The organism is Bifidobacterium bifidum ATCC 29521 = JCM 1255 = DSM 20456, from assembly GCF_001025135.1.
Classification (GTDB): Bacteria; Actinomycetota; Actinomycetes; order Actinomycetales; family Bifidobacteriaceae; genus Bifidobacterium; species Bifidobacterium bifidum.
Genome location: NZ_AP012323.1, coordinates 1,377,425 through 1,391,174, shown reverse-complemented (window position 1 = coordinate 1,391,174; position 13,750 = coordinate 1,377,425). Strand labels below are relative to the sequence as shown.

Genomic DNA, 13,750 nt, shown 5'->3' with positions numbered 1-13,750 from the left:
GCCGACAGTCCTTCGCCAGCGGGGCGACGGCATGCCACCTCCCGCTGGCGGGAGATGGCGCGTAACGCCGGAGGGCGGTCCTTGCCACATGTCCCCTCTTTTCCCGTTCCTATATAACCCCCATCCCAAAGGAGCAATACCGCAATGAGCGCCGCACAAGACGACGACACCCGCGATGGCGTATGGGAGCCCCGGTTCGCGCCGGTCGCCCAGATCATCCCGCCGAACGTGTTCGCCGACATGGACGTGAAGGTCGCCGCAGCCGTGGCGTCCGGCGCCGACGTGATCGATCTGGCGAAGGGCAACCCCGACGCATACCCGGCCGAATTCATCCGCGACGTCGCCAAATCGTCGGTCGACGACCCGCTCAACGCGCGATACACGCCATTCGATGGTAAGCCGGCGTTCCTGCAGGCCGCCGCGAACTGGTACCGCAACGTGCATGGTGTCGAACTGGACTGGCGTTCCCAGCTGTTCGCCGTGGAAGGCGCGGTCGACGGGCTCGCCGGACTGTTCGCGATTCTGATCGACCGCGGTGACGCCGTCGCGTTCGCCGACCCCTACTATCCGTCGTACCATTGCATGTCCGTCATGCACGGGGCGGAGGAGATACTGCTGCCCGCCCGCGCCGAACTCGGCTGGCTACCCGACCTGGACGCGGTGGACGAATCGGTGTGGCGCCGGCTGCGCATGCTGATACTCAACTATCTGAACAACCCCACGGGCGCGCAGGCGCCGGCGTCATTCTTCGAGCACGCGGTGGAGCTCGCCAAGCGGTACGGCTTCCTCATCGTGCATGACTTCGCATACACGGGACTCGGCGTGAGCGACCAGCAGGTCAGCTTGTTGACGGTGCCGGGCGCGTCCGACGTGTCCGTTGAAGTGGGTTCACTGTCGAAGATGTACGCGATGGCCGGGTGGAGGGCCGGGTTCGTCGCCGGAAACCGGGACGTGGTCGCACGGCTCAAGCAATACCATTATCAGATGGGTTCGATGGTCACCGGAATGATCCAGGATGCCGGCGCCGTGGCACTGAACAGCGACCAGTCGTGCGTCGACGAACTGGCCCGGCGGTATGCCGGGCGGCGCGAGATCGTCGCCGGGGGACTGCGCTCGCTCGGATTCGACGTGTTCGACTCCGCCGGCGGTATCTACGTGTGGTTCAAGGCGCCTGAGGGGTGGAGCGGGCAACGTTTCGCCGACGCGTTGCTTGACGTGGCGCAGGTGGCCGGGCTGCCGGGCACGTGCTTCGGCCGCGTCGGCAAGGATTGGGTGCGGCTCAGCCTGCTGAAGGACGAATCGCTGCTGCGCGAGGCAGTGCGGCGCATCGGCGCGGCCGAGCTGTGACGTTTTTGCTGTCTGCCAATCGCAGCGAATCGTTCTCAATAAGAAACGTGTGAGGAAAACGAACAAAACCACTCAACCGCACATTGTCCAGAACCCTTATATTCCGGGCAATATACGGTGTTCATGTTCGTTTTGCCGAGCGTGAGACTCGCACTTTTGTTATTGAGAACGATTCGCTGCAACGAATTGCGTCATCGGCGCGGCCAACGTCCACCTTGACACCAATACTGGATACTATGTCTCTAACTATCGGAATCGTTGGCCTGCCGAATGTCGGCAAGTCCACCATGTTCAACGCGCTGACGCGCAATAATGTCCTCGCCGAAAACTACCCGTTCGCCACCATCGAGCCGAACACCGGCATCGTTCCGCTGCCGGACAAGCGCCTTCCCGTGCTCGCCGAGCTGGTGCACACCGAGAAGATCGTGCCCGCGACCGTCACCTTCGTCGACATCGCCGGCATCGTCAAGGGCGCCTCCGAAGGCGAAGGCCTGGGCAACAAGTTCCTGGCCAACATCCGCGAGGCCGACGCGATCTGCGAGGTCGTGCGCGCGTTCGAGGACGACGACATCGTGCATGTCAACGGCAAGGTGGATCCGGCCGACGACATCGACACGATCAACACCGAGCTGATCCTCGCCGACATGCAGACCATCGAGAACGCGCTGCCGAAGCTCGAAAAGGACCTGCGCGGCAAGAAGATCGAGCAGGCGTACATGGACGCGGTCAAGAAGGCCAAGGAGATCCTTGAAGCCGGCGAGACCATCGACCATGCCGCCGCCGCAGGCAAGATCAACAAGGACGACATCTACGACCTGCATCTGATGACCGCCAAGCCGTTCATCTACGTGTTCAACGTGGACGATAACGAGCTCGCCAACAAGGAGTTGCAGGCCAAGCTCGCCGCATCCGTGGCGCCGGCGCCGGCCGTGTTCCTCAACGCCCAGTTCGAATCCGACCTGACCGACCTTGACGAGGCGGACGCCCGCGAGATGCTGGAGGACGCCGGGCTGTCCGAATCCGGTCTCGACCAGCTCGCCCGCGTCGGCTTCGACATCCTCGGCCTGCAGACCTTCCTGACCGCTGGAGTCAAGGAGGTGCGCGCCTGGCAAATCCACAAGGGCTGGACCGCCCCGCAGGCGGCCGGCGTCATCCACACCGATTTTGAAAGGGGCTTCATCAAGGCCGACATCGTCTCCTACGACGACTTCGTGGCCGCCGAAGGCTCCATGGTCAAGATCAAGGAGGAAGGCAAGCTCCGCCAGGAGGGACGCGACTACGTCATGCAGGACGGCGACATCGTCGAGTTCAAGTTCAATGTGAGCAAGTAGGGGGTTGCAGCCCTGAGAAACGGCGGAATACCAACGTTTCCGGTCTCCGGACACGTGCGGATTCCGCCGTTTTTCGATTACTGGGGAATGGCCGTTTTTGCCACGTACCTGGCCGTTTGTGGCCCGGATAGAGTGCCAATAGAGTGCCCTTGAGAGGGCGCCGGCGGCAGATGCCCGAAGGCGCTCCCGACAGGGAGGAACATCATGGCGGCCAATGGCAGACGACGTACGAAGGGATCTGGCGGCATCGTCCATCGCGCGGACGGGACGTGGGAGTTCCGCCGCGAGAAACACGTTTCACTCGACGTTTCACGCAGCGGATAAACCTTGACCATCCATCCGGCCGCGATGTTTGATGATAACTCAACTATCCGGAATTTCCGGATAATTGAGTTATGCGGGATCGCCCTCGTGGGCGGTTTCTGTTTCTTCTTGTTGGGTTTTGCCGCCATGCTCTCCGGCGTCCTCGCCCATTCCGGCCTCAAGGATGCCCTTCAACGATTCCGATGCCCGTATTTTCAGTGGGCGCTTCCCGGACTGGATGGCGAGGCCCGCGTCCATGAGCTCTCCCACGTACTTTCTCGCGCTTTGCTTGGATAGTCTGATATGGTATGCGGCATCGTTCAGCGTCATGGACTTGGTCGAGTCGAACATCTCCTCCTGGATCACGCCATATAGTATCGAGACCGCCTTCGCGGACAGACCGTGCTTCCGTTCGAGCTGGTCGCAGACCGCCCGGCCCTTGTCGAGCTGGTCGACTCTAACTTCGAGTTCGTCGATCAGCTCGACAAGGGCCTTCCGGATGAATCCGAGGATGGTGTTCACGAAGAGCGTGAGTTCGCCACAGTTCAGCTTGTCCTCCGCCTCCATGAATGCCTTGTAGTAGGCGTTCTTGTTCTCCGCGATGGTGCGGGACAACGACAGCACGGTGGGCATGGTTAGGTCGTGGTTCAGGTACAGGGCCAGGAGATACCGGCCGGTTCTGCCGTTGCCGTCGTAGAACGGGTGGACGTATTCGAACAGGAAGTGCGACATGATGGCCGACTGCAGCCGGGGAATCTCGTCGGAGGTCGCGAGATGGATCATGTCGGTGAGGAGTGCGCCGATGTTGCCTTCGCCTTTGACTCCGTTGTGGATCGCGAGGCCGTGCGGGCCTTGTATTTCCACGTCGCCTTTCCGGAACAGTTCGCCGTCCGGCTTGTCGCTCTCGTTGATTTCGTCGAGCACGACCTTGTCGTAGATGTCGCGGATGTCGGCGATTCCCGCCGGCAGTGCGGAGTCCTTGTCGGTGAGGTTCAGGTACAGCTTGGCGAATTCGCTGAACCGAGCCTTGGGGTCGTCGCCGTCCTTCCTCGCCTTGTCGGCCGCTTCCACGGCTTCCTGGGTTTCCTTGCGGGTGCTGCGTACGCCTTCCATCTCGTTGGTGGCGAACAATTCCTCGCTGATGGAGTGCCGTATGTAGTCCCAGCGCATGACGCCAGGGATTTGGTTCCAGAGCCGGGATACCCGCCGTTCCGCGAGAAGTATCTTTTCCGTGAGCATGGATGTCTCGCGTGGTGTGGCGGCGAACAGTTCGCCCAGAGGGGTGACGACCCCGGTCCTGAATGTGGAGTCCGCCTCGAGCCGTTGCCGGGCAAGCTTCGCATGGTTGTTGAAGGCGTCATTGGATCTGTCGGTATGGAACGACCGCGCCAAACTCCTATATTTCATACCCATTGTTCCGCCTCTCTTTCCGAGTTAGGCTCTTAATTGTAGAAACTATAAGATAAGACGAGAAATAAGTCAAATAAAAGTAGCCGATTGCATAATTAATATCAATTTAATCGCGATTAGACATGAAGGACGAAGCCCCGCACGGCACCACATCCGGCTTTACGCCGGATCGTCTTCATCGCCATCGTACTTATGCTCATCCTCATGCGCCGCGAAGTCGAGATCACCGCGCCTGCAGAAACTCAGACAAACGCACCGGAGCCTTAAGGCCATTGCGAATGTCTCGGATGCGTCCGTATGTGATCGTTCCATCGCAGAGACGGTCGATCTCTCTGTTTCCGTATCCGCTGCGTCGGATTAGGGCATCGATGACCTTTACGGAGGCGTAGTCGCAAGCTTGTCGTGTGACTTTTGAAAGAACGGGGCTCTGTTCCGTCATTCTTGGCGATTGGCTCTGACGGCTTTGTGACACATCCAGGCGTGTCTCGGCAGGAGAGTCGTTGTGCTGCGTTTCCGTCCGTTCCGCCTCGCCGTGTCTCACTTTGCTCCGTCAACGTCTCGGTGCCACGTCACCATTGCGGTATGAACGATTCCTCGAGCACGATTGCGGATGTGACCTCGGTCGCCGCGGTTTCGACAGCATCGTCATCGACAGCAGCGACCCCGCGTCGCCCCGCAGTGCGTCTGCGCACCTTGCGGCGCGACGATTATCCTGCGCTGATCGAGATTCTGCGGCGTACATGGTACAGCGAATGGTCAGGCGGCCAAAAAGCGGACAGCGATTGTTCCCGTCGGCTGGCGGAGGCGGACTTCCATTCATGTCTGGCGCGCTCTTCCGAGGCGACCGTCGCGGTGCTGCACGGCCGGCCGGTGGGCGTGATATTGGCGCGGGTCGACATCAATGTTCCGAAACGATTGTGCCTCCTGCCGAACCGGCACCATCGTCATATCATCAGGACATTGTTCCCGTTGCTGTTTTCGACCGCAGGTCGCTCCGGCATTGCTGAAATGCTGCGTATCAACCGTGTCGACAGACGGCTGATACGAGGGGCAAAGAACCGATACGACGCCGAGGTGACGCTCTTCCTGGTCGACGAGCGAATCCGTGGCGGGGGAGTGGGCGGCTTCCTGTTCGATGATCTGCTGGAACGGTTCCGCCGCGTTGGCGTCCGGCGGTACTATTTGTTTACCGACACCGGCTGCAATGTCGGTTTTTATACGCGTCGCGGCCTGACGCACAGGCGCGAGGAGAAGGTCGAATGGGATGACGGCGGCTCGACCGTTTTTTATCTTGAGGAAGGAACGGTATAGGCAGACCGCCGTATGAGGCCTGCGAGCCGGACGCTCACAGGCTGACGATGTCCGCGCCGAACGGCCAGAGCGCCAGTTTCGCCATCTTGAACGACTGGATGCCGAACGGGATGCCGATGATCGTGATGCAGTTCAGCAGGCCGGCGCCCACGTAACTGAGCGCCATCCAAAAGCCGACGAGCACGACCCAGATGATGTTGGCCAGCGTCGAGCCGACACCGCCACCGTAGCGGACGGTTTTGCCGAACGGCGTCAGAGTGAGCCCTGCCATCTTGAATGCCTGGAGGCCCAGCGGAATGCCGATGATCGTCACGCACAGCACGAGCCCGATCAGCGCCCAGCCGATGGCGATGATCAGACCGCCTAGGATAATCCACAGAATATTGCTGATAACTCTCATTCTTCCTGTCCTCGATTGTCTCCGATTGTTGTCGTGCGGTGCGCGGATGACGTGACTGGTGAATGATCTGCCGCGCATCGTCGCACTGGTTTCATTGTGGCATATTGTCAACAGGATGGCTCACTGACGAGTGCCTGTATGACCGGTTCTTCACACAAGACGTAGCCGTCGGCATGTCGGAAATGCTGCTCGGCCGATTCCGCCGGTCGGAGTGAGTTCAATCACATTACGCTGATAAAAGACCGAAAACCCTTGTGCATGGGGCGCATCGCCGATAGTGTCGCGTGATATGGGAACTCAGACTACGAATACAGCGCCACAATCCACGACCAATGCGCAGGGGAACGGTAGCCTTCCGCTGCCTCAGTCAGATCGTGATGTGGAGCATCTGCAGGGACACTGGCTGCTCGCCCGCATCGGTAAGCGCGTTCTGCGCCCTGGCGGCAAGAAGCTGACCGGGCGCATGCTGGCGAAAACCGAGTTGGAAGGCAAGGACGTCGTCGAATTCGCGCCCGGCCTTGGCCGTACCACGCAGCTCATTCTTGAGCGCAAGCCGAAAAGCTATCGCGGCGTCGACCGCGACCCGCAGGTGGTGGACATCATCACCAAGCTGACGGCCGAGAATGCACCGTCTATTCCGACGAGCTGTGCTCTGCACGACGCAGCGGACACGGGGTTGGAATCCGAAAGCGCCGACGCCGTGATCGGTGAGGCGATGCTCACCATGCAGACTGAGCGCGGCAAGCGGGCCATCATCGCAGAAGCCTACCGTCTGCTGCGCGCTGGTGGCACCTATTCGATTCACGAGCTTGGGCTGCAGCCGGACGATCTGCCTGAGCCGGTCAAGGACGAGGTGCGCAAGGCGCTCGCCCGCAGCATCAAGGTCAACGCTCGTCCTCTCACCGAGAAAGAGTGGCGCGAGCTGCTGGAATCCGAGGGCTTTGAAGTGCTGTGGAGCGGCAAGGAGCCGATGGCGCTGCTGGATATGCGCCGCAATCTCGCCGATGAGGGGCTTGGCGGCGTGCTGCGCATCCTGCGTAATATGTTGGGGAACAAGGACATCCGCGCCCGCGTGATGAACATGAAATCCACGTTCCACAAGTACAGCAAGGAGCTCAACGGCATTGCGTTCGTGGTGCGCAAGCCCGCGAAGTGACGATGCGCCGGCCGACAGCCGGGCGGATGATTCCGCCGGCGGCCGTGCTGGCAGATAATGATGGTGGATGTTGTCGGAAGATCAGCCGCGGTTCGATGCCCGGTACGGCGTCCGACATTGATATGCACTGATATACGTGGATGCGCGTCCGCGCAGCAATATGCGGCGCGAACGCGCAACAAAAAGATACGGCAACGTAACGAAGGAGAACATCATGGCAGATGAGAACGAACAGCAGTCCGCATGTGAGGCGGGACGTGACGAGCAGCACTGCAAGTGCCGTCAGCGCAGGGCCGCGGCCGAGGCAGCCGCAGAGAACGCTTCGGCCGCTCAGCAGCCGGCCGCCCACCATTGCAAGTGCAAGCACGGTGATGCCGAGGAAGCCGGTGATGAGCAGCTCAAGCACTGCGCGTGCAAGCACGATGCCGAAGGTCACGCCATTTCCACGGAACCGCACCTGGGCTATGTGGCCGATCTTGCATCGCTGATCGAGATCCAGCAGGAATCCACCGTCTCGCGCGTGGTGATGCGTGAGGACGGCCTGCGTGTCGTGCTGTTCGGTTTCGACAAGGATCAGGCGCTGAGCGAGCATACGGCCGCCATGCCGGTGACCATTCAGGTGCTTGAGGGCAAACTGCGCGTCGGCGGCGAAGGCCGCGAGGTCGAACTCGTACCCGGCGGCGTCGTCTACCTGAGCGCCCGCCTGCCGCACACCGTCTACGCCGTCGAACCCAGCAAGATGCTCCTGTCGATGTTCGACAACCGCGGCTGAGGATAATTCGGGCCACCTGTATTGTTGCGTAGCCGCTTGCCGCTCCGATTACATCGCCGGAGCGGCAAGCGGCATAGTGGTGAGATGACCGTGATACGCAATGGGCGGCGTCGAATTTCCGGCAAATCAAAAATCAAATTGACGCATGAATCTCATACGAGGCATAATCGGGACAATCGTCTATAGGGATTGAGAAGGAATGCGTTTTTCTGTCAAAAATCGAATCGATAGGCTGGCCATCCCCGTAGATGATGTCGCCTTTCTTGTTGCGTAGCACGACTGTCACATACGCCCCATTTAGAATGGAATCGTAGCCGGTGTTTTTGGCTTTGATCTCTCCATTGAATAAGGTATTGCTAAAACTATCATGCGACACCGAGAGATTTGACGTTGTGAAGGTGACGACACCATGCGATTGCCGGATATCGGTGCCGCCACGTTGGTTTATGGAGAATTCCACACTTTCCGGAGTTTCGCTTCCGGGGCCATTGCCAGCTTGTCCGACAAGATATATGGTCTGCTTCGGGAACGATACTGCCCTGAGGTTATCCTCAGCGAACAGTATCGAGCCGTCTTTCGCGCGCCCGGTGATGCTAATCGCAGGAAACTCGACCTGCAAGGTGCTACTGGTGTTCTTTACCGCGACGGCATAATGGATATAGCCGGCACTGTCCGCCGACCACCCTGATTCCGTGATTTTCAGCGGGTTCTCCGTTGTATCGCTCTGCGTATTGTCAGTGCTGTTTCCATCCGTTGTCTGCCCGTTCGCGGAGCCGTTGAACTGATTGCTGTCGTTTGTGCCATCCTTGCCCGGCTGTTGTGCGTCTGACGTATTGCTGTGAGATGATGACGTAGTGCTGCTGTTCGGCGTGGACTGTTTGCCGGTTTTGAACACATTGCCGAGAACCAGCATGCCGGCTATGAGCGTGGCGATCAGAATCGCAGAGATGGCACCGATGATAATCGCCTTGCGCTTGGAGCGCTTCCGGGCCGATTGCGGCGCGACGTTCACGATGGCGGGCCTGGCGATGTTCTCATTCTGCTGTGCAGGCTGTCCCAGTATCGCGCGGCGCAGTTCGTCGGCGCTTTGAATACGGGCGCTCGGTTCGAATGAGCACGCCCGGTCGATGACCGACTTCAGCTGGGATGACACCACATGGGGGTCGGCGAGCAGCTGGCCGTATCGCTTGTCGTCAGGGTAGACGCCGGTCAGCATGTATCCAAGCAGCCGTCCCAGCGAGTACACGTCCGATCGGGCGTCGGTCTGTGCGAACCCGAACTGCTCTGGGGAAGCGAAACCGTAGGTGCCCAATGCCTTGGTGTCGTGCGTCGCATTCGCCGCGACGGTCCTGGCGATGCCGAAGTCGACCAGATGCGCTCCGTCGTCGGCGACAATCACGTTGGATGGGGTGATGTCCCGATGGATGATGCCATGCCGGTGCAGCTCGGTCACGGCATCGCACAGTTGGCAGATCAGTTGTGCCGCCGTGCGCTCAGGAAGTTTTCCCTGTTGCTGGACGACGTGCTCCAGAGGCCGCCCCGATACGTAGTCATACACCACCACGAAATGATCGGGCAACTCGTATGTTGCCTCGACGTGTGGCAGGCGTGGGTTCGTGCAGGCGCTGAGAGCCGCCCATACGTTGCGTTGGGCCAGCTGGGATGGGATCTTCTTGCGCACGAACGGACCGATGCCGTCGATGCTGACCAGTTCGGTGACGCCGCCCTGACCGCGAGCGAGCGTGCGCTCGACGCGGTAGGTGTCGTCGATCCCCATCGCGTGCGCGGTCTGCTTATCGTCCATCTTGCTCCCCAGTCCTGGTCGTTACCCGCTATCCTAACCCGTTCCCGATCGACATGCTCTATGGCCTAAGATTCCGCCCCCGCTGGCGGAGACAAGCGCACGAGTGATGTGCTAAGAATCTCGCCCCCGCTGGCGGGGGCTCCCGCGAAGCGGGTGGGGGCGTCGCCAGCTACCTCCCCGCACTAGTCCTTCGGCACCAAGGTATCCTCGCCCATCCGATACAGTTCATCGTCGGTAGCGGGAAGGTCCCGGCCGTTCTGAATGCACCAGATGATGATTGCGTCGCGCCGCTGCTTGCAGTAGAGCTCGCTCACGCCGGCAAGCCGCAGCAGCCGCTGGGTCTCGCGCAGGTCGCACCCGAGCCCGAACGCGAGTCTGATGGCGTTGTTCCTTCCCGGCCGGGATTTGCCGGCGAAAATATCGTAGATGAACGTCTGATTCATGCCTGTTTTTTCTGCGAGAGGGTTGCGCTTGATTCCGCTTCTGTCGAGCAGTTCGTTCAGATAATCGGGCAACGCACGATCTGTGATGTGCTCCTCGTCGAGATACGTTTCGATCTTGGCACTGTGAAGCAGCCGGTCAAGCAGCTCTTCGGTCAGATGCTCTTCGGGGGTGTCTGCCATGTTGCGCTCCTCTTGCTATGTCGTGTGATTCTGATGATTCAGCGTAGCGAGACTCGCCCGGCGAAACGCCGGAGAAAAAATCAGTTGGCAACTGATGCGGGGCCATGTCGCCATCCTGAAAATTGACGTTGCCACTGCCGTAAGGGCACGTGGCGGAAAGGGTGGATTCAACTCAGTTTGACTAGCTAAACTAATTACATAATGCTAATTTGCGTACATATTCACAGCGACATACACTAAGTGATGAGTACAGCGACATCAAGTGGTTGACGAGAGAAGGATGTGACAATGAACGAACGCAGCCGGTTTGCCATCGAGGTCGGACTGGCGGTCATGCTCACATGTCTCGCCGTTTGCGCGCTGGCGATGTCGCTGGCAAAGAAAGAGGAAGAAGAAAATCATGACAAACGATAGTCAACAGCCGGCACCCTTCCCCGCCGGCGGCAATCAGCCAACGACTTCGGGCAGTAATGATGCGCCCACCCAATTCATTCCTCCGACCGAACAGTCTGTGCCGCCGACGCAGACAATGCCGCCAGTTCAAGATGTTCCCGCCCAGACTCCGTCGTACAACGATCGTGTGTATGCGACCAGTCTGCAGCAGGTAATGCAGGCCGTCCACGACCAGCTGTCCACCAGCGCCACGTTCACCGTGGATGAAGAGAACGTCGCTGAGGGAACGGTGACATTCCACGCATATGACGGAGCACAATTCACGCTGAAGGCCAGCGCTCAGGGTGCTGACGGGACGGCCATCAAACTGGACGTGACCGGTGATGATGGTGGCACTCGGACCGCTGAATTCCTGTCTGTTCTTGATCCGGCACTTGCTCTGCCCACAGCGGCACCCGCCGATGCGGCGAATGCCCCGAAGAAGGAGAACAAGGCCTGGAAGATTTTGAATAATCCTCAGTTCACCGGCGTTTCCGGTAACCGCTCTAAACTCGCCATTGCGGCACTTGCATACAGCATCCTGATGGTGCTGAGCACGTTCGCGCCGGCGGCATTGGAATGGGGAATGTTGTTCTCCATGGCGTTCATATCCTTGTTGCTGACATTTGCTGCGTTGTGTGTAACACGTCCCGGCGGCAAGGTGACTGGTCAGCTGTTTGCTTGGATTGCCGCAGTACTTACAGTGTTGGGTTTTGTCATTGGCAGTGTAGGCATTGTTGTCTCCGGAGCTCTCGAAAAGGCCGCTCCGGCCGCCGCACCGGAAATTGAGCGCGAAGCTTTCTCTTGGCCAAAAACCAATATTGGCACCAAACTTCCAACCCCGAAATCTACGACTGGTGGCAATCTCATTGAACATGATGACATGCTCTCTATTGATGTGTGTGATACCAATGATGAACAGTATGCCGCGTATAATGATGCTGTTCTTGAGAAGGGCTTCACTGTAGATTACAGACGCAGGGGCGGATGGTTTAGAGGTGAGACCAAGGATGGCTATTCCGTAAGGATTTCACATGATGAGTCGAATAAGGACATCATGTCGATAAGCCTGCGCGGTCCTGATGATTCATCTACATCAGATATCAGCACAAGCTCTGATACATCTGCGAGTAATTCAAGTAATTTTCCATCGATTCCGGCTCGCTCAGCGCCAGCGATCTCGCGTACTACAACGAGGTCATGGCTCGATGCACGCAGAAACTTGCGTCCGTCAGCCAGTGACGCGGTATTCGGCACTCCGCCAATCCACATAAGGAAGAAGGACAGCAATGGGTTTTCTCGATCAGATCCAAAACAAGCAACAGGCGTTCAGCAAGGCCATACCCGGCACGGAGGCGCTGGCCGGTACGTTGAAGGACACGTTCGGCGCGTTTCGCAACGGGCTTGGCATCGCCGAGACGCGGTCGTCGGGAACCTGTGAGGGATGCGGCGCGCCGCTGTCCGGCCATAAGCGCGAGGCGGTTCGCTGCGAATACTGCAATCGCGAGACGCAGCTGAACTAACCGACCGAACCTGTGCGCTGGGCGGATGCGCCGTCATGCAGGCAACACGCATGGCGGCGCATCCGCGCTTGCGCGAGAAGACGAGGAGAAAGCACATGGCAATCATCAAGGCGTTCGCGGGCGCGCTCGGCGGAACGTTCGCGGATCTATGGAAAGACATCATCACTGCCGGTCGGTTCGACGAGTATGTAGTGGTCGCGCCGGGAGTCCCAAGAGGCACGAACAACGGACGCGGGTCGAACGAGTACGGTTCTGAAGGCGTCATCAGCAACGGTTCCCACATTTATGTGCCCGAAAACACGGCGGCCTTCATCTTCTCTGAATCCGGCATCGAGAACGTGATTACCGAGCCGGGCGGTTACGAGTACCGCGACGGCGAGAAAAGCGTGCTCGCCGGTGACGGCATCGGATCGCTGTTCAGTTCGGTCGCCAGTCGATTCACATTCGGCGGGCAGCCGGTGGAGACGAAGTATGTGGCGTTCGTCAACCTGCGTGAGATCCGCGGCATTAAGTTCGGCACTCCAGCGCCGCTGGTCTACAATGACAAATTCTATGGCGTGGATTTGGAGATACGGGCGCGGGGCACGATGTCACTGAAAGTCACCGACCCGGTTCGCTTCGTGCGCAATTACGTTCCCGCCAACGTAACGTCGTACGCGTTCGACAATCCCAAGGCTAGGGAACAGATTCTTTCCGAATTCGTCCAGTCGTTCATCGTCGCCATCAACTCGTTGTCCGATCAGTATCGAATTTCGCAGCTGCCTGCCCATGCGAACGATATCGCCACACGCGTGCGCAACGATGAGACGAATGCGGGGACGTGGAGGAATCGCTTCGGATTCGAGGTGTCCGGCGTCGGCATCGAGAGCATCGAGTTCGATGAGGAGTCTCGCCAGCTCGTGCGCCAATTCGCTTCGAACAAGATGAATGTCTCTGCGTACGAGGGCGTCTCGCAGACGGCCGGCAACATGGCCGCGCAGCAGCAGATCGCCCAAGGCATCCAGAACAACGGTTTCGGTGATGGCGGCGGCATGCTCTTCGGCATGAACATGGCTCAGGCCATCAATCCGATGACCGCGGCGCCGGCAGCGCCGATGCCGATGGCCGCGCAGCCGCAACCGAAGCAGCCGCAGCCTCAAGCCGCACTTGCAGCCGAAAGCACGGGCGGTGCCGATACGGCAACCTCCGGAGCCGGCGCGGCAGCGCCCTCGCACGCCACCTCCATGAGCGTCGCAGAACAGGTGGAAACGTTGAAGAAGCTCAAGGAACTCGTCGACATCGGCATCCTCTCCCAAGAGGAGTTCGACATGAAGAAGCATGAAGTCCTAGGCCTGTAAC

General features: G+C 59.4%; 12 protein-coding genes. 8 read left to right on the top strand and 4 right to left on the bottom strand.

The window, feature by feature from the left end; all coding sequences use genetic code 11:
• The first annotated feature begins 144 nt into the window (after positions 1 to 144).
• Positions 145 to 1,347, top strand: a complete 1,203-nt coding sequence (locus BBBF_RS05930; protein WP_021648553.1) for a pyridoxal phosphate-dependent aminotransferase — start codon at positions 145 to 147, stop codon at positions 1,345 to 1,347.
• Positions 1,348 to 1,583: 236 nt separating this feature from the next.
• Positions 1,584 to 2,678 carry a redox-regulated ATPase YchF gene (ychF, locus tag BBBF_RS05925; RefSeq protein ID WP_003813598.1) on the top strand — a complete coding sequence of 365 codons (1,095 nt, stop codon included), beginning with the start codon at positions 1,584 to 1,586 and terminating at the stop codon, positions 2,676 to 2,678.
• Between the two features lie 393 nt (positions 2,679 to 3,071).
• On the opposite strand, the gene BBBF_RS05920 is transcribed toward ychF, so the two are convergent.
• Complete coding sequence (locus tag BBBF_RS05920) at positions 3,072 to 4,394, bottom strand: Fic family protein (protein WP_051265203.1); 1,323 nt, start codon at positions 4,392 to 4,394, stop codon at positions 3,072 to 3,074.
• 579 nt (positions 4,395 to 4,973) lie between these two features.
• Between BBBF_RS05920 and BBBF_RS05915 the strand changes: the two genes are divergently transcribed.
• Complete coding sequence (locus BBBF_RS05915; protein ID WP_033510027.1) at positions 4,974 to 5,702, top strand: GNAT family N-acetyltransferase; 729 nt, start codon at positions 4,974 to 4,976, stop codon at positions 5,700 to 5,702.
• A 34-nt stretch (positions 5,703 to 5,736) separates the two neighbouring features.
• On the opposite strand, the gene BBBF_RS05910 is transcribed toward BBBF_RS05915, so the two are convergent.
• Positions 5,737 to 6,102 carry a YccF domain-containing protein gene (locus tag BBBF_RS05910; RefSeq protein WP_003813590.1) on the bottom strand — a complete coding sequence of 122 codons (366 nt, stop codon included), beginning with the start codon at positions 6,100 to 6,102 and terminating at the stop codon, positions 5,737 to 5,739.
• A 289-nt stretch (positions 6,103 to 6,391) separates the two neighbouring features.
• Here BBBF_RS05910 and BBBF_RS05905 point away from each other — a divergent pair, with 289 nt between their 5' ends.
• Positions 6,392 to 7,258: a class I SAM-dependent methyltransferase gene (locus tag BBBF_RS05905; RefSeq protein WP_014760363.1), complete on the top strand. Its 867-nt coding sequence runs from the start codon at positions 6,392 to 6,394 to the stop codon at positions 7,256 to 7,258.
• Positions 7,259 to 7,472: 214 nt separating this feature from the next.
• Positions 7,473 to 8,030, top strand: coding sequence for a cupin domain-containing protein (locus tag BBBF_RS10090; protein WP_080665126.1), 558 nt, complete (start codon positions 7,473 to 7,475; stop codon positions 8,028 to 8,030).
• Positions 8,031 to 8,163: 133 nt separating this feature from the next.
• On the opposite strand, the gene BBBF_RS05895 is transcribed toward BBBF_RS10090, so the two are convergent.
• Together BBBF_RS05895 and BBBF_RS05890 are read right to left on the bottom strand one after the other, a co-directional pair.
• A complete protein-coding gene (locus tag BBBF_RS05895) occupies positions 8,164 to 9,834 on the bottom strand; it encodes a serine/threonine protein kinase (RefSeq protein ID WP_021648545.1) in 1,671 nt (556 codons plus the stop codon).
• 182 nt (positions 9,835 to 10,016) lie between these two features.
• The gene (locus BBBF_RS05890; RefSeq protein WP_003817229.1) at positions 10,017 to 10,457 is read right to left on the bottom strand and encodes a helix-turn-helix domain-containing protein; all 441 of its coding nucleotides are present in this window, start codon (positions 10,455 to 10,457) and stop codon (positions 10,017 to 10,019) included.
• Positions 10,458 to 10,745: 288 nt separating this feature from the next.
• Here BBBF_RS05890 and BBBF_RS10530 point away from each other — a divergent pair, with 288 nt between their 5' ends.
• From BBBF_RS10530 to BBBF_RS05880, 3 genes are all read left to right on the top strand, one after another.
• The gene (locus BBBF_RS10530) at positions 10,746 to 10,871 is read left to right on the top strand and encodes a hypothetical protein (protein WP_003817230.1); all 126 of its coding nucleotides are present in this window, start codon (positions 10,746 to 10,748) and stop codon (positions 10,869 to 10,871) included.
• Positions 10,858 to 12,330, top strand: a complete 1,473-nt coding sequence (locus tag BBBF_RS10085; protein ID WP_080665125.1) for a DUF6591 domain-containing protein — start codon at positions 10,858 to 10,860, stop codon at positions 12,328 to 12,330. The genes BBBF_RS10530 and BBBF_RS10085 overlap by 14 nt, the downstream gene beginning before the upstream one ends.
• A 177-nt stretch (positions 12,331 to 12,507) precedes the next feature.
• Positions 12,508 to 13,749, top strand: coding sequence for an SPFH domain-containing protein (locus BBBF_RS05880; protein ID WP_033510025.1), 1,242 nt, complete (start codon positions 12,508 to 12,510; stop codon positions 13,747 to 13,749).
• Position 13,750 lies beyond the last annotated feature (1 nt).